The organism is Gracilibacillus marinus (assembly GCF_042651725.1).
In the GTDB taxonomy this organism is placed as follows: domain Bacteria; phylum Bacillota; class Bacilli; order Bacillales; family Amphibacillaceae; genus Gracilibacillus; species Gracilibacillus marinus.
The window spans coordinates 124,451-141,716 of sequence record NZ_JBHSDV010000004.1; the positions used below are offsets into that span (position 1 = coordinate 124,451).

The 17,266-nt window shown below is 33.2% G+C and carries 14 protein-coding genes; 13 read left to right on the top strand and 1 reads right to left on the bottom strand.

The features are described 5' to 3' along the window. The first annotated feature begins 180 nt into the window (after window positions 1-180). From ACFOZ1_RS13060 to ACFOZ1_RS13120, 13 genes are all read left to right on the top strand, one after another. Window positions 181-1,971 carry a methyl-accepting chemotaxis protein gene (locus ACFOZ1_RS13060; protein WP_390199967.1) on the top strand — a complete coding sequence of 597 codons (1,791 nt, stop codon included), beginning with the start codon at window positions 181-183 and terminating at the stop codon, window positions 1,969-1,971. 170 nt (window positions 1,972-2,141) lie between these two features. Continuing rightward, window positions 2,142-3,317, top strand: a complete 1,176-nt coding sequence (locus tag ACFOZ1_RS13065) for an AGE family epimerase/isomerase (RefSeq protein ID WP_390199969.1) — start codon at window positions 2,142-2,144, stop codon at window positions 3,315-3,317. After that, complete coding sequence (locus ACFOZ1_RS13070; protein WP_390199971.1) at window positions 3,314-4,489, top strand: glycoside hydrolase family 130 protein; 1,176 nt, start codon at window positions 3,314-3,316, stop codon at window positions 4,487-4,489. Before ACFOZ1_RS13065 ends, ACFOZ1_RS13070 begins: the two co-directional genes overlap by 4 nt. A 184-nt stretch (window positions 4,490-4,673) precedes the next feature. After that, window positions 4,674-5,684, top strand: a complete 1,011-nt coding sequence (locus tag ACFOZ1_RS13075; protein WP_390199972.1) for a LacI family DNA-binding transcriptional regulator — start codon at window positions 4,674-4,676, stop codon at window positions 5,682-5,684. Between the two features lie 47 nt (window positions 5,685-5,731). Continuing rightward, complete coding sequence (locus ACFOZ1_RS13080; protein WP_390199973.1) at window positions 5,732-6,361, top strand: YesL family protein; 630 nt, start codon at window positions 5,732-5,734, stop codon at window positions 6,359-6,361. A 218-nt stretch (window positions 6,362-6,579) separates the two neighbouring features. Further along, window positions 6,580-7,953 carry an ABC transporter substrate-binding protein gene (locus tag ACFOZ1_RS13085; RefSeq protein ID WP_390200123.1) on the top strand — a complete coding sequence of 458 codons (1,374 nt, stop codon included), beginning with the start codon at window positions 6,580-6,582 and terminating at the stop codon, window positions 7,951-7,953. A 147-nt stretch (window positions 7,954-8,100) separates the two neighbouring features. Then, complete coding sequence (locus ACFOZ1_RS13090) at window positions 8,101-8,973, top strand: carbohydrate ABC transporter permease (RefSeq protein ID WP_390199975.1); 873 nt, start codon at window positions 8,101-8,103, stop codon at window positions 8,971-8,973. A 1-nt stretch (window position 8,974) separates the two neighbouring features. Continuing rightward, the gene (locus ACFOZ1_RS13095) at window positions 8,975-9,805 is read left to right on the top strand and encodes a carbohydrate ABC transporter permease (RefSeq protein WP_390199976.1); all 831 of its coding nucleotides are present in this window, start codon (window positions 8,975-8,977) and stop codon (window positions 9,803-9,805) included. An 11-nt stretch (window positions 9,806-9,816) separates the two neighbouring features. Then, window positions 9,817-10,746: a glycoside hydrolase family 113 gene (locus ACFOZ1_RS13100; RefSeq protein WP_390199978.1), complete on the top strand. Its 930-nt coding sequence runs from the start codon at window positions 9,817-9,819 to the stop codon at window positions 10,744-10,746. 75 nt (window positions 10,747-10,821) lie between these two features. Then, on the top strand, window positions 10,822-13,257 hold the full coding sequence (locus ACFOZ1_RS13105) for a beta-mannosidase (RefSeq protein WP_390199979.1): 2,436 nt from the start codon (window positions 10,822-10,824) through the stop codon (window positions 13,255-13,257). A gap of 5 nt (window positions 13,258-13,262) precedes the next feature. Further along, on the top strand, window positions 13,263-14,228 hold the full coding sequence (locus tag ACFOZ1_RS13110) for a glycoside hydrolase family 113 (RefSeq protein WP_390199980.1): 966 nt from the start codon (window positions 13,263-13,265) through the stop codon (window positions 14,226-14,228). Window positions 14,229-14,307: 79 nt separating this feature from the next. Beyond that, entirely contained in the window at window positions 14,308-14,916 is a 609-nt protein-coding gene (locus ACFOZ1_RS13115; RefSeq protein ID WP_390199981.1) for an SGNH/GDSL hydrolase family protein, read from the top strand. 284 nt (window positions 14,917-15,200) lie between these two features. Then, the gene (locus ACFOZ1_RS13120) at window positions 15,201-16,547 is read left to right on the top strand and encodes a GH1 family beta-glucosidase (protein ID WP_390199983.1); all 1,347 of its coding nucleotides are present in this window, start codon (window positions 15,201-15,203) and stop codon (window positions 16,545-16,547) included. A gap of 101 nt (window positions 16,548-16,648) precedes the next feature. On the opposite strand, the gene ACFOZ1_RS13125 is transcribed toward ACFOZ1_RS13120, so the two are convergent. Beyond that, a complete protein-coding gene (locus ACFOZ1_RS13125; RefSeq protein WP_390199985.1) occupies window positions 16,649-17,173 on the bottom strand; it encodes a nitroreductase family protein in 525 nt (174 codons plus the stop codon). Window positions 17,174-17,266: the final 93 nt, after the last annotated feature.

The window sequence follows — 17,266 nt, forward strand, 5'->3', positions numbered from 1 at the left end:
GAAAAATATAATATATGTCAAAGGAATATTAAATTATTTAAAAAAAGACTAGACAAATATGTGACAAAAGTATTATTATATTACTTAATCGATTAGGTAAATAGAATGGGTTTTAGTGAAATTTCATGATTAAATTGGAAATTTATTTTTTTAGTTAGTAATGAAAGGGGATTCAAAATGATGAAGAAATGGAAAAAGGGAAAGAGAAAAAAATTAAAGTTGAAGATAACGTGGCGCACATCTTCAATGACTATAGCAAAAAAATACGCATTTTTATTTAGTGTAGTACTTGTAATTTTTGTTTGTTCTACTGTGATGACAATTGTATCTATTCAAAATTTGTTACATGAGTCAAACAATGTAGATAAAAAAAGTGATGCATCTATAGTCATTTCAGAAATGGGTTCTGTTTTTAAGCAAAAATCGATTATTATTTCTGATATTTTGACAGAACAATATCCAACCGCAACGATTGAGGATTATGATTTGGAAAGTGATACTTTTGTATCATACATCAAGCAATTGGAAGATGTATTGCATACAGAAGAGACAAAGAAATTACATGAAAAAATTATTACATACAATGAACAGATGGATGATTTATTCTATGATGAGATTATTCCAGATACAGAGGCGTTTAGAGAAAATGGTGAACGTGTCGATATATATGTCCAAACAGACTTATATAAAAAAGTAACGACAATTAGAAACTATACGATAAATGAATTAAAGAATTTAAATGAGATGATGATGGAAGAAAGGACACTTTTGCAGAAAGAAATAGCGAATCAATCTCGCAGCACGATATTGACGATTATAATAATAAATATTGTCTCGATTATTTTATCATCTGTCGTACTATTTATTGTTAATAAAAGATTATCTAAAAAGTTCAAAAAACTAGTTGATTTCTCTATTAAATTAGGAAGTGGAGATTTAACAGTAAGGCGAGAAGTTTCAAACGGATCTGATGAAATTGCTATTATTCAACAAGCGATGAATCAAATGGCAGATCAACTACAAGACTCAATGAAACAATTGCAAGAAATGACAGAGACTGTTACAAATATGTCTATTACATTAAGGGAAAATGCAGAAGAAACGACAGAAGTAAATGAAGACGTATCAACAACAATGAAGAAAATAGCTGATGGAAGTGAGCAACAAGTTGAATCTGTACAAAGTGCGAATAACGTGATTGTGGAGATGAAACAATCATGGAATGGGGTGCAAGATAACCTGGAAAATATTACAACATTAAGTAATGATGTCAATCAATTAGTAGAAACAGGTTCTGTACGTGTCAATGAAACGATGGAACAAATGCATACTGTAAAAGAAACGGTTCAACAAACATCTTCTGTTGTTCTAAAATTAAGTGAGCATTCTGTAGCAATTAAAAAAATTGTAGAAATGATTCATGATATTTCTTCAAAAACGAATCTGTTAGCATTAAATGCAACAATCGAGGCTGCAAGAGCAGGTGAGCACGGGCTTGGATTTGCTGTTGTTGCAGATGAAGTAAGAAAATTAGCAGAACAAACAGCCGGAGCTACGAAAAATATTCAAGCATTAATATCTACGTCGATTGAAGATACCGAAAAAGCAGTAACTGAAATGGGAATAAGTGCAGATGCTGTACACCTCGCTGCAAATAAAGTGGGGAATGTAGAACAATCATTTCAAACTATCTTTCAATCATTTCAAGCATTAAAAAATTATAATGAGAACATTCGTAAAACGATAAGTAAAACGGATCAGAAAATGAATGCTGTCATCCAAGCGACAGATAATATAGAATCTATTTCGACAATGTCCTCACAGAGTGTAGTGGATGTTGTGACAATGGTCGAAAAACAAAATGCAGCAATGCAACAACTACTTGCAACTTCTGAAGAATTAACATCAATGGCAACAATATTAGACCAAAATTTTGAGAAATTTAAAGTAGTAGAAAATAGTAAAAATTAATTAATCAAAAGGGTTATCGTCTTGTGATGAAAACGATGACCTTTTTTCTAAGGTGAAAAAATACTTTTTGCCAATAAGTAAAAATCCTTTAAATAGATTGACAAATGGAATTAGGTTAATTATTATTTAATTATTAAGTTATCGATAAACATAAAGGGAGCTATATTTTAATGGACAAATTATTCTTAGAAATAAAGCAACATCTAGCGAATAAAATATTGCCATTTTGGATGAAGTTAAAGGATGAAGAAAATGGTGGATTTTATGGTGAAGTGGGCTATGATTTAGAAGTGAATAAAGTTGCTGATAAAGGTGGCATCGCAACTGCTAGATTTCTTTGGACATTCTCATCCGCATATCGTGTGACGAAAGATAAGAAATATTTAGAATGTGCAGAACACTTATATGTATTTATGCGAGATTATTTAATAGATCCAGATTACAAAGGAATGTATTGGTTAGTTGATTACAAAGGACAGCCGAAAGATACGAGAAAACACATTTATGCACAATCATTTGCATTGTATGCATTAAGTGAGTACTACAGAATTACTAAGAATGAAGAGGCATTAACATTAGCATTTGATATTTTTCAATTAATTGAAGAAAAAGGGTATGACGCATCTAATGGTGCATATCGCGAAGAATTTGATCGTAATTGGAATGAACAGTCGAATGAGATGTTAAGTGAAAACGGTGTAATTGCTGAAATTACAATGAATACACATATTCATATCCTTGAAGCATATACCAATTTCTACAAAGCATATCCAACAGATGTACTTAAACAACGCTTAACAGATTTGATTGAGATTCATTACACCAAAATTTATAACGAAGAAACAAAATTTTTAGGCGTATTTTTTGATAAGAATTGGAATGAACTAGTTAATATGAAGTCATTTGGTCATGATATTGAAGCGAGTTGGTTGTTGGATGAAGCAATAAAGACAATCGGTTTGAAAAATGAGAAATACGATGAAATGGTACTTGATATTGCTTACAATATTGCGGATTATGCAATGCAAGAAGATGGTTCTTTAATTAATGAACAAGTTGAAGATGCATATGATTACACAAGAATTTGGTGGGTTCAGGCAGAAGCAATGGTAGGTTACTTGAATGCATGGGAGCATACAAAAGACCCGAAATTTGAAGTGATTATAGAGAAACTTTGGGACTATATTAAAGAAAATATAGTGGATGAACGAGCTAATGGAGAATGGTATTGGTCCATTGAGAAAGACGGCAAACCAACGGAAAAATCAGTTGGTGAACCATGGAAAACTTCTTACCATAATGGAAGATTTTGTTTAGAATTTATCGAGAGGATGACTAGAATATGATACATGAAAAATATTATGAGTTATTAAAAAAACAAGAGGAATTACTTAATATAAAGAATGAAATAGACACGAGTTTTTATAATGGTGTGTATACAAAATATAAGTATCCTGCATTAACAAGACACCATGTACCATTGCATTGGCGTTTTGATTTAGATAAAGAATCGAATCCATTCTTTATGGAGCGTCTTGGAGTGAATGCGACGTTTAATGCCGGAGCAATCTACCACGAAGGAAAATATTATATGGTAGTAAGACTTGAAGGTGTGGATCGTAAATCTATTTTCGCATTAGCGGTTAGTGATAACGGTGTAGATCAATTCCAATTTATAGATACACCATTAGTTTGGGAAGATATAGATAATGATGAGACCAATATTTATGATATGCGTTTAGTAAAGCATGAAGATGGTTGGATTTATGGTATCTATTGTTCTGAAAGTAAAGATCCAGATGCGCCTGAATTTGACACATCTAGTGCAGTAGCGCAAGCAGGACTTGTACGAACAAAAGATTTAAAAGAATGGGAAAGACTACCTAATATTAAGACACCATCACCACAACAAAGAAATGTGGTATTACATCCTGAGTTTGTTGATGGAAAGTATGCATTCTATACAAGACCTCAAGATGGATTTATTTCGACTGGATCTGGTGGAGGAATCGCATTTGGTTTAACTGAAGATATTTTAAATCCAGTAATTACAGAAGAAAAAGTAATTCATGGTAAGAAATATCATACTGTTTATGAGGTGAAAAATGGTCAAGGACCTGCACCAATTAAAACAGACAAAGGTTGGATTCATATTGCGCATGGTGTTAGAAATACAGCTGCTGGCTTACGCTATGTGCTATATACATTTGCGACAAGTTTAGAAGACCCAACTAAGTTAATCGCATTACCAGGAGGACATTTCATAGCGCCATACGAAAATGAGCGAGTGGGAGATGTGTCTAATGTTATCTTCTGTAATGGAGCGATTGTAAATGAAAATAATGAAGTATTTATTTACTATGCATCAAGTGATACAAGAATGCACGTAGCGACAACAACCATTGATCAATTAATTGATTATACATTCCGTACGCCAGAAGATCCTTATCGTTCATTGGATAGTGCAAAGCAACGTAAAGAGCTAGTCGAGAAAAATAATCAGTTATTAAACAAATAAAAATAATTTAGTTCATCCATTTTCGACCTATTGTAAATACATACAATAGGTCGAAAAACTATCTATGTATAGGAGTGAAACAAAATTAGTTTGAAATCAATAAAAATAAAGTAAAAAGTTAAGTAATTTACTCTTTTTAATGGTATAGTAAAGTAGTTGAGGTCTATAGTGTGGGGTGAACTGGATGAAATCGAATGTAACAATGAAAGATATAGCGGAGAAATTAAACGTAAGTAGTGTCACAGTATCTAAAGCGCTTAATGACAAAGAAGGCGTCAGTGACGAGTTAAAAGAGAAGATAAAAGCATTAGCAGATAAGATGGGATATCGATATAATACAATGGCAAAATCGATGAAGGATGGGAAGTCATATAATGTTTGTGTAATTATTCCTGAACGCTTCACTGGAGCGGTTCAATCATTTTATTTAAAAATGTATCAATCGATTGTCAAGATATTAGAGGAACGTGGCTATTACGGCATTATTCATATTTTATCTGTGGAAGATGAAGAAGGGTTAAAATTACCTAGAATTTATCATGAACGAAGAGTAGATGGTTTTATCTTGTTAGGGCAATTATCCAAAGAATATATAGCTGAAATGAAAAAGATTGAAATGCCTATTGTGTTTTTGGACTTTTATGATGAAAATGATGACATTGATGCAGTGATTACAGATAACTTCTATGGTGCATATGACATTACCAATTACTTAATTAGCGTAGGTCATAGAGACATTGCTTATGTAGGGAATTTGTTTGCTACTAGCAGTATACAAGACCGTTTCCTCGGATATTATAAATCATTACTTGAACATAAAATTGAATTAAAGAATGATTATGTGATTAAAGATCGTGATGAATTAGGCACATTTATCACATTTGACTTACCAGAACAAATGCCAACAGCGTTTGTTTGTAATTGTGACCAAGTTGCTAATTTATTAATTGAACACCTACAAAAAAATGGATTTCGTATTCCAGAAGATTGCTCTGTAGTTGGATTTGATAACGATATTTACGCAACTTTAACTACACCTAATCTAACAACAGTTGAAGTAGATGTGGAAGAAATGGCTAGAAATGCAGTGAAATTCATTTGTGACAAAATGGAAGATGATAGCACAAGAAATGGAAGAGTATCTGTAAAGGGAAGTATTATTTATCGAGAATCTGTTGCAAAATTGCCTAAATGAGTGAAGGTGACGAACTTTTCTATAGAGATTTAAAGGAAGGTTCGTTTTTGCTTGCGAAAAAATGTAATGCACCACAATTAAATGAAAGGGGGGCGGTCATTACGTTACAAAAAATATTAACAACTGTATATAATCTAATTATCATTAGTTTTTACTTTTGGCTATATATAATTAGGGGGATGTTTATTTATAGTTTCATACCTGCAATTGTGACGTTGATGGAAGTGTCTCGTTTGATATATCATTTGAAAAGTGATGAAGAAATTAGGCGATTGTATCAAAGTAAGTTCCAATTGTATAAGCAACATAAAGGAAGTTCATTTGTGGTTTCTTTTCTACTTATAATATTGGCGACTTCCCTATACTTTGTAAATGGGATGGTTGGATCACTTCAACTTATTTTATATATTGTTTTGCTGTATATGGTTATTTTGTTATTGTTAGTCACAAGTAATGCATCTCACCAAAGACGATTGGTGTATAGTGATATGAAGCATGCTTTTATAGTTGGTTTTTTAGATATTATTAAAAAACCGCAGCAAACACTGTATTTACTGGCTGTCTTTACAATATGTATAGGGATTGGCATCTGGAATTTAGTTGCTTTTTTAGCATTTGTCCCAGCGTTATATGGTATAAGTTCCATTTATATCTATAATAATACCGTGAGAGAGTAGCAATGCTTATATGCTACTCTTTTTTTTGCGATTGTTCATAAACTTATAACTAAAAAACAAGTATAAAATACTTAATGATGAATATATACAAGTAAAGACAACGATAAAGTAAATTTGAGTAATTTTTTTAAAAAAGCACTTGACTAGAAAACGGTTACAGGTTATTATTTATTTATAAGTTACTTTAACGTTAACTTAACGAAAAAGAGAGGGGTAAAATTATGAACAAGAGACTTATGCTGTTACTTGTAAGTATGTTGTTATTAGTTGGAATTATTGTAGGTTGTTCATCTGATGGTGAGGATACTTCATCAGATAGTAACGGAAATGGTGGGGAAACAACAGGAGATGACAAACCACTGTATGAAGCATGGAAAGATAAAGACCCGTCAGAAATTGAAGGAGATATTACTGTCATCACACACAGAACAGATATCGTGGATACAGTGTATCAAGAGTATAAAGACAAATTCAATGAGAAATATCCGAATGTAAATGTAAGTTTTGAAGCGTTGACAGATTACGGTGGAGAAATTATGCCACGTATGAACACAGAAGATTATGGAGATGTGCAATATCTTCCTGTACAGGTTCCGATCGAAGATATTCCGAATTTCTTTGAGCCATTAGGTACATTGGATGAGATGGAAGAGAAATACTTAGGTGTGGAAGAGCGTGAAGTGGATGGTACAGTGTACGGTATTCCTATTGCTGTAACATATACAGGAATCATCTACAACAAAGCAGTATTTGAAGAAGCGGGTGTAACAGAATTACCGAAAACACAAGCTGAATTTATTGATGCATTACAAAAAGTGAAAGATAACACAGATGCAATTCCATTGTATACAAACTACGCTGCAGGTTGGCCATTAACACAATGGGAAGGTGCTATTTCAACAACGGCAGGAAATGTAGATTATTATAATGTAGATATGTTGGAAGACCCTACACCATTTGATGAAGGTGATCCACATTATGAACATTATAAACTAATGTATGATGTAGCAGAGAAAGGATTAATTGAAGCAGATCCACTTACAACAGATTGGGAAGCTTCTAAAGTACGTATGAACAATGGTGAAATCGCTACAATGGTATTAGGTTCATGGGCGCTTGAGCAAGTTCAGGGTGCTGGTGAGAATGGTGATGATATTGCAATTATGGCATTCCCTACTGACGCAGAGGATACAATTTTCTCATTAGGTGCGGACTTAAATATCTCTATTAACAAAAATAGTGATCAAAAAGAAGCAGCATTTGCTTGGGTAGACTGGTTTATTCACGAATCAGGATATTCAGTTGAACAAGCTGGTGGAATTAGTGCTTCTAAAGATGTACCATTACCTGAAGCGTTAGCTGAAGCAGAAGCTGCAGGTGCACAATTCTCTATGTTAACTCCTGCTCCTGAAGGAAAAGAAGGAAAATTAGACGAAATTGATAAAGAATCTGAAGTAGGTCTATGGTTAGAACCTAATAAGAAGATATTAATTGAAGCAGCTATTGGTAATCGCGATATGTCATTTGATGATGTAATGAACAGTTGGAATGAAGATTGGAAAGCTGCATACGAAAAAGTAATGGGTGAATAATTAATATTGACACTATTCACTAGAAATGGTGAATAGTGTCCTTTATTAAGTTAAAAACAGAGAAAAGTGAAAATTAAATGAAATGTTAGAAGTGTTTGTAACATTTTAAATTTCATTTAGTTTTTACCAGGAGGTGCGACAACTATTATGTTTTCGAAGTTATCATATAAACAACAACGAATCATTATTATTGTAGGGTTTTTAATTGTACCGTTAGGATTGCTTGCGACATTCTCATTTTTGCCTGTAGCAAATATGTTTTGGTACAGTTTTACAGATTGGAATGGATTTAGTGAAAAAGAAATTGTAGGTTTCGAAAATTACGTAACTGTCTTTACAGATCCAGAGTATTTTAGAGTTTTTGCAGTCAGTTTGTACTATTTCTTTGCTACATTTGCACAAATGGGGATTGCGTTATATTTTGCAACAATCCTAAGTTTCAAAGTTCGAATGAAGAATTTCTTTAAAGGAGTTATCTTCTTCCCATACTTATTAAATGGTGTGGCAATTGGTTTTATGTTCTTGTTATTCTTCCAACCAGACGGTGGATTGGATACAGTACTTAAAGCAATTGGATTAGATGCCATTATTACACATTGGTTAGGTAATCCAGATATGATTAATATCTCGCTTGCAGGAACTTCAGTATGGAGATATATGGGCTTTAACTTCATTATTTTCCTTGGTGCTATTTCATCTATACCTAATGATATTTATGAAGCATCAGAGATTGATGGAGCAAATAAGTGGCATCAATTTATCTATATCATCTTACCAAGTATTAAAATTATTGTGTCTCTTAACTTGATTTTGGCAATAAGTGGTGCATTAAGTGCATTTGAAATTCCATATATTATGACTGGTGGTTCAAATGGTAGTGCAACATTCGTTATTCAAACAGTAGACACAGCATTTAAATACGGAAAAATCGGATTAGCTTCTGCAATGGCAGTTATCTTACTATTTATTGTAATCATTGTTACAGCAATTCAGCGAAAATTCTTCGGGGAGGAGAATTAAGATGAAAGCAAAATATCTTACAGGTAGTGTATTAAAATATGCATCATTAATTCTAGGGGCGATTGCTGCAATTTTACCAATCTTAATTGTATTTTTTGCAGCATTCAAAACAGGCACGGAGTATACAACAACAGGACCGTTAACTCCTCCATCCGATTGGACAAATTTTGAAAACTTCAAACGAGCGTTTGTGGAAGGAAATATGTTAACGGGTTTTAAAAATACGATTATCATTTTGTTAATTTCTATTTTTGGAACGACAATTATTGGATCAATGGTAGCATTTGTCTTGAATCGATTTAACTTCAAAGGAAGTAAGATTATTCTTGGTGCTTTTCTATTAGCTACATTAATTCCTGGTGTAACCACACAGGTAGCAACATTTCAAATTGTGAATGGATTAGGTTTATTTAATACAATGTGGGCAGCAATTGTGTTGTATCTTGGTACAGATATCATTGCGATCTATATTTTCTTACAATTTATGAATTCAATCTCGGTATCCCTTGATGAATCAGCAATGCTTGATGGTGCGTCATATTTTACGATTTATCGTAAAATCATACTACCTTTATTAAAGCCAGCAATTGTTACAGTCATAATTGTAAAAGGTATTAACGTATATAACGATTTCTATACACCATTCCTTTATATGCCAAAAAGTGATTTACACGTAATTTCTACTGCACTATTTAAATTTAAAGGGCCATATGGATCAGAATGGGAAGTCATTTGTGCTGGAATTATGTTAGCGATTATTCCAACATTAATTGCTTTTATCGCATTACAAAAATATATATATAATGGCCTTACATCAGGATCAGTCAAATAAGGAGTATATTTATGGAATTTATTAAAGGTTTTACGTATGGTTGGGGAGCAAAAAAAGGTGATTTTCTCAAACCAGAAGCAAAAGAATCATTAAAATTGATGAAAGAAAGAACAGCAAGTGAGTATGTAATATTTGCATTAGCAGCATCACAAGAGACAGCTTTCTCTACAGAAGTTGACTATACAGGTACACATATGGTATCAGACGATGAGTTACTAGAAATGATTGAGTATGCGCGTTCTCTACATTTAAAGGTAATGATTAAACCAACAGTGAATCCTGCAGATGGAATTTGGCGAGCGCATATTAATTTCTTTGATATAGATGTGCCGTGTGAACCGAAATGGAAAGATTGGTTTAAGAGTTATACAGATTACCAACTTCACTATGCCAAAATCGCTGAACAAACAAATGCAGAAATGTTGATTGTTGGGTGTGAAATGGTTCAAACAGAACGCAAAGAAAAAGAATGGCGTCAATTAATCAGAGACGTGCGTAATGAGTATAGTGGACTAATTACGTATAACACGGATAAATATCAAGAAGGAAATGTATCTTGGTGGGATGAGGTCGATGTCATATCATCAAGTGGCTATTATCCAATGGGTGATTGGGAAAACCAATTAAATCGTATTGAAAAAATTATCAAACCATTCAATAAACCATTCTTCTTTGCAGAAGCTGGGTGTCCTAGTCGAACAGGTTCTTCTCAAGTACCGAATGATTGGAATTTAGAAGGTGAATGTAATCAAGAGGAACAAAGAGAGTTTTATAAAGAAATGTTTGAAGTAACAAGTAAGCGTGATTGGGTGAAAGGGTTTGGATTATGGGATTGGAAAGCAATCCTATATCCTGAATCAAAAGCAACAAACGATATGGATTATGCAGTGTTCGGTAAAGAGGCAGAAAAAGTAATTAAAGAATATTATCAAACAAAATAATGACTAGAGATAAGTCGTGTTATCTAAATCAGATAATACGACTTACTTTCTAACTAATAGTTATGAGGTGAAATGATGGAAAAAATACTACTTAATAATGACTGGACCTTAATTGATCCATCTACAAAGAAACAATATCCAACAAATGTACCAAGTTCTGTCTTGCATACATTACTTCTAGCAAACGAAATTGAAGATCCGTTTTATCGTCTGAATGAACCGATTGGTGTTGAACTCGCAAAAAAAGAGTATCTATACAAAAAACAATTTGATTTAACTCAAGCGCAATTGGATGCAGAGCATGTGTATATTAAATTTCATGGGTTAGATACAATCACAACAATCGTACTTAATGGTAATGTAATTGGACATACAAATAATATGCATCGAATATATGAATTTGATGTAAAACAATTTGTTCAAAAAGAAAGTAATCAACTGGAAGTGACTATTCACTCTCCGATAAACGATATACAAGAAAAGCAAATAAATGATCCATTAATTGGAGTAGAACATGCAGTAGAAGGTTATCCACACATAAGAAAGTCACATAGTATGTTTGGATGGGATTGGGGCCCACGCCTACCTGATCAAGGCATTTGGAGAGATGTAGAACTAGTATGTTGGAATACAACAAGGATAGCAGATGTTTATATGGAACAATATCATCAAGAAGATAGTGTGGATCTGAAGGTGCAAGTTAATTATGCTTCTCAACCTCATGTAGAAGGAAAAGTAATTATTACAAGTCCTAATGGGGAAAAGTTAGTTCAATCATTAGACAATCATCAAACAGTGAATTTTACAATTACTAATCCAATATTATGGTGGCCAAATGGATATGGTGAGCAAGCTTTATATAAAGTAGAAGTAGTGTTAACAGAAGATGGCAATACGCTTGATCGGATAGTAAAACAAATTGGGTTACGCACAATTGAAGTAAAGCACGAACGAGATGAATGGGGGAAATCATTCACATTTGTTGTCAATGGTTATCCGATTTTCATGAAAGGTGCAAACTACATTCCAGAAGATAATCTTTTACCAAGAACAACAAAAGATAAAACAGAGAGATTAATTATCGATTCTGTTAAAGCTAATTTCAACATGATTCGTGTATGGGGTGGTGGGCATTACCCTGAAGATTATTTCTATGACTTGTGTGATCAATATGGAATTATCGTGTGGCAAGATTTTATGTATGCATGTAGTGTGTATCGCTTAACAAAAGAATTTGAAGACAATGCAATAAAAGAAGCAATAGACCAAATTACAAGATTAAGACACCATGCATGTATCGGTATGTGGTGTGGAAATAATGAAGTAGAAGAAGCAATGGAATATTGGGGTTGGCCTAAAAAGGCAGATTGGCGTCGTGATTATATCAAGTTATTCGAAATCATTTTGCCAGATTTAGTTGCTAAATATAGTCCACAAACATTCTATTGGTCTAGTTCACCGTCATCAGGTGGTGGCTTTGACCAACCGCGTGATCCTGATGTAGGTGATGTGCATTACTGGGAAGTGTGGCATGGTGAAAAACCATTTACAGAATATCGCAATTATCATTTTCGTTTTTGTTCGGAATTCGGATTTCAATCGTTTCCATCAATGAAAACAATTGATAGTTTTACTTTAGAAGAGGATAAAAATATCTTTTCAAGAGTCATGGAAAATCATCAAAAAAATGATGCGGCAAATGGAAAAATATTATATTACTTATCAGAAAATTTCCTTTATCCTAAAGATTTTGACGCATTAATTTATACATCTCAATTACTTCAAGCTGAAGCAATTAAATATGGTGTAGAACATTGGCGTCGTAATTTAGGTAGATGTATGGGTTCATTATACTGGCAATTAAATGATTGTTGGCCTGTTGCCTCTTGGTCAAGTGTCGATTATTACGGCCGTTGGAAAGCTCTTCACTATTTTGCGAAGAAATTCTATGAGCCAATATTGTTATCTATTGAAGAGAGCGAAACAAATGCATCTATCTATGTAACAAACGATACGTTATCAGAAGTGAGAGGGAAAATTGTTTGGCGTCTGAAAAACAATGACAACACAGTCTTAAAAGAAGGTACAACAGATGTCGTGCTATCTGCATTAACAGCTAAATCTTTTGAAACAATAGACGTAATAGAAGAATTACAAGGAGATAATAAATATCACACATATTTGGAAGCAGAATTATATCTAAATGACCAATTACACAGTGAGACGTCTGTCATTTTTGTAAAGGCTAAACACTTTCAATTCAATAATCCATTTATTCAAACAGAAATAGAGGAATTAGAGGATTCATTTGTTATTCATGTAAAAACGGAAGCATTCACAAAATATATCGAACTTGATTTAGATACGGATGCTGTTTTCAGTGATAATTATTTTGACTTATCAAAAGGAAAAACAAAAGAAATTACTGTTGAGAAAAGTAGTCTGACAAAACAACAATTAGAGGAACAATTAAAGGTACGTAGTATATATCACATTACAAATGAAGGGTGATCTAAATGGATACAGTATTTGTAAAAGGGATGACTTATGGATGGAATACTGTTAGAGGAGTATATCGAACGAATGAAGCAGTAGAATCATTGAAAAAGTTAAGAGAAACAGGAAGTGAATGGATTGCATTATCTTTCTTTGCATTACAAGATACGTATTCAGATACCGACATTCACTTTGACTATGGTCATACAATGACTGACAGAGATATTATATTTGCAGTACATGAAGCGAAAAAGTTAGGGTTAAAGGTATGCTTAAAACCTGTAGTAAATTGTCGTGATGGTATTTGGCGTGCAAGGATTGGCTTTCCCGAAGAAGCAACAGAAAAATGGGATAAATGGTTCCAATCATATAATCATTTTTTACTTCATTATGCAGAGTTAGCGGAGGAATTGGAATGTGAAATGTTCTGTATTGGTTGTGAAATGATTAATACAGAGTCTCAAATAACTAAATGGCGCGAAGTAATTGCAAATGTTAGAAATATTTATAATGGACCGATTATTTATAATGCTAATCACGGTAAAGAAGAAGGGGTAGAGTGGTTTGATGCAGTAGATTATATTGGTACTAGCGCCTATTATCCAGTTGCAAAACAACCAGGTGATTCCGTAGAAAATATGAAGAAAGAATGGGTAAAAGTCAGCGAAAAATTAGAGAAGTTAGCAAATAAGTACAATAAACAAATTATCTTTATGGAAATCGGTTGCCGCAGTGCGAGAGGATGTGCAACAATGCCGTGGGATTTCCTTCATACAGAACTACCATTTGATGAAGAAGAACAAGCAAATTTCTATCAATCTGTTTTTGAAGTGTTCTGGAATAAAGAATGGTTTAGTGGGTTCTTTTGGTGGGACTGGAAGGCAACTCTTTATCCATTAGAAGAAGCAAAACAAGACTTAGACTTTGATATTTATGGTAAAAAGGCTGAACAAATTGTTCGAGAATGGTATGCTAAAGATAAATAATTCTATATGTGAAAAAAGTAAACTAGTGGAACAGATTCACTAGTTTACTATCCATACTTAAAAAATGAAGGTGAAAAAATTGTTTAAAGACAAAAATAAACTTCTATTTATTGGTGACAGCATTACAGAGTGGGGTCGTCATGAAGATCAGGAAGATATCGGTACAGGTTATGTTAGAATTGTACATGATTATTTGAAAGTATCCTATCCAAATAAAGAATGGGATATATATAATCGTGGAGTTGGTGGAGATCGTATTATTGATTTGAAGAAGCGCTGGAATGAAGATGTAGTGGAATTAGATCCAGATATCATATCTGTTTCTATTGGTATTAATGATGTGTGGAGACAACTTGATCATCCTGAATTAGAGCAAGTAGATCCGCAATTGTTTGAACAAATCTATCGTGAACTTCTGGAAACAATAAAAGATAAGCAAATTGTTCTAATGGAACCTACAATCATTGAAGAAGACATGCAAGCAGAAGGTAATGTAAAGTTAAAGAAATATGTAGCTGTCATCCACAAATTAGCTGAAGAATTTGAAGCAACGGTCGTACATACACATGAACAATTTATCGCATATTTACAAAGTACGCATAAACAACCTGTTACAATTGATGGTGTACATATGAATAGTATTGGCAATATGTTAATGGCAAAGACATGGATTACAGCAGTACTATAAAAATTATTGCGAATAATCGTTTGTGAATAGGAAAATAGTGAACAATTTATTTGTAAAAACGTTTGCAATATGCGTGAATATATATGATAATAGTAATGAGAGTAATATTAATAAAAGGTTTTTATGTGATTGGAAAAGTTTGATATACAATAGCAAAACGTTCGTATCTATTTTTAAAATGTCTATGTTCGTTTTGCTTTTACTTCATACTTTTTTTATTTCACATAAAGGAAACCGATTTCCTTGAATTTGGCAAATAAAATAATAATGATGGAGGAAAGCAAATGACAATTATTGAATTTCCAAAAGATATGAAATGGGGAGCGGCTACTGCTTCTTATCAAATTGAAGGTGCAGTAAATGAAGGGGGAAGAGGTGTATCAATATGGGATACATTCTCAAAAACTCCTGGTAATGTAGTAAATGGTGATAATGGAGATGTGGCATGTGACAGCTACCACCGTTATAAGGAAGATGTGCAAATAATGAAAGAATTAGGAATTAAGGTATACCGTTTCTCTGTTGCGTGGCCAAGAATTTTTCCTAATGGCACTGGTGAAGTGAATAAAGAAGGCTTGGAATATTATCACAATCTAATTGATGAATTACTTGCAAATGATATTGAACCGATGTGTACTTTATATCATTGGGATTTACCTCAAATACTACAAGACAAAGGTGGTTGGGGAAACCGAGAGACAATTGATGCTTTTGTTGCCTATGCAGAGGTTATGTTTAAAGAATTTTCAGGAAAAATTAAACAATGGATTACATTAAATGAGCCATGGTGTATCTCATTTTTATCTAATTATATCGGAGTGCATGCACCAGGAAATAAAGATTTACAATTAGCTACTCAGATTTCTCACCATTTACTTGTCGCACATGGTAAAACAGTGCAAAAGTTTCGCGATTTGAATGTAGATGGTGAAATAGGAATTGCACCGAATACAACATGGTTAGAACCATATAGCAATCGTCAACAAGATATTGATGCATGTAATCGTGAAATTGCTTGGTACTTAGAATGGTTTATGGATCCTGTATTTAAAGGTTCTTATCCACAATTTATGCTAGATTGGTTTGCCAATAAAGGTGTACATTTAGAGATTGAAGATGGTGACATGGAAGTTATCCACCAACCAATCGATTTCATAGGAATTAATTATTATACAGGTCATGTAGCGAGATATAAGGAAAATGAAAGTTTACTAGACTGGGAATTAGTTGAATTGAATTATGAACGAACAGATATAGGTTGGCCAATTTTCCCTGAAGGTTTTTATAAAGTGTTATGTAGAATCAAAGATAACTATGGTGATGTTCCTATATATATTACGGAAAATGGATCTTGTTACAACAATGAAGTAGAGAATGGTAGGGTGAAAGATGTTGGTCGCATTAGTTATTTAGAACAACATTTAACTGCATTACATCGTGCAATTTCATCTGGAGTGAATATTAAAGGATATCTAACATGGTCATTAATGGATAACTTTGAATGGGCCGAAGGATATACGATGCGTTTTGGTATCGTACATGTCAATTATCGAACATTAGAAAGAACGAAAAAAGATAGTTATTATTGGTTTAAACAAACAATAGCTAATAATTGGTTTGAAAACAAATAACGGTAATTACTAATTGATTTAGATAAACGAATGGTTGAATGAAGAAAAGAAGACGAGCGATATAACTTGCTCGTCTTCTTTTGTATAATAAAATCTATATGTTATTGAAATTTCTCGTAATGCACCATTTCATCTTTCGGCAATAACTTTTTAGGTGGTTTGACTTCTGCAGGATATCCCATACCAATAATTGCGACAATTCGTCTGTTCTCTGGAATATTTAATGTCTTTCTAACATGCGATTCTCTTTTCTCGGATTCTTGTTGATCTTCTGCATGGTAAACCGCTCCAAATGCTGCACCTAGACCTTGCTCAACTGCTTCTAACCAACAATAACCAGCAGCTATGGAAGCATCTTGTAACCAATATTTACTTATATCTGGTCTACCTGTAATGACAATGGCAGCTTTTGCTTCCTTCATCCATTTCATAAATGGTGTGGTAGCTTCTAAAGTAACAAGTGTTTCCTTCGTTGTAACAGCAATAATATCTTTAGATGGTAAGTTATTTCCTGTAGGAGCATAGTAAGTTGCATCAATCACTTTTTTGAGTACTTCTGTTTCAATCGCTTTGTCTTCGAATTTTGAAATTTCACGTCTTTGTTTAATTGCATCTAATACATTCATTTCTCCTTTAACCCCTTTCCATATATATTCTGGTATGTGTTTTGCCACAATAAAGCATACGTTTTCTAAACAAGTGAGTGACGATACCATTTA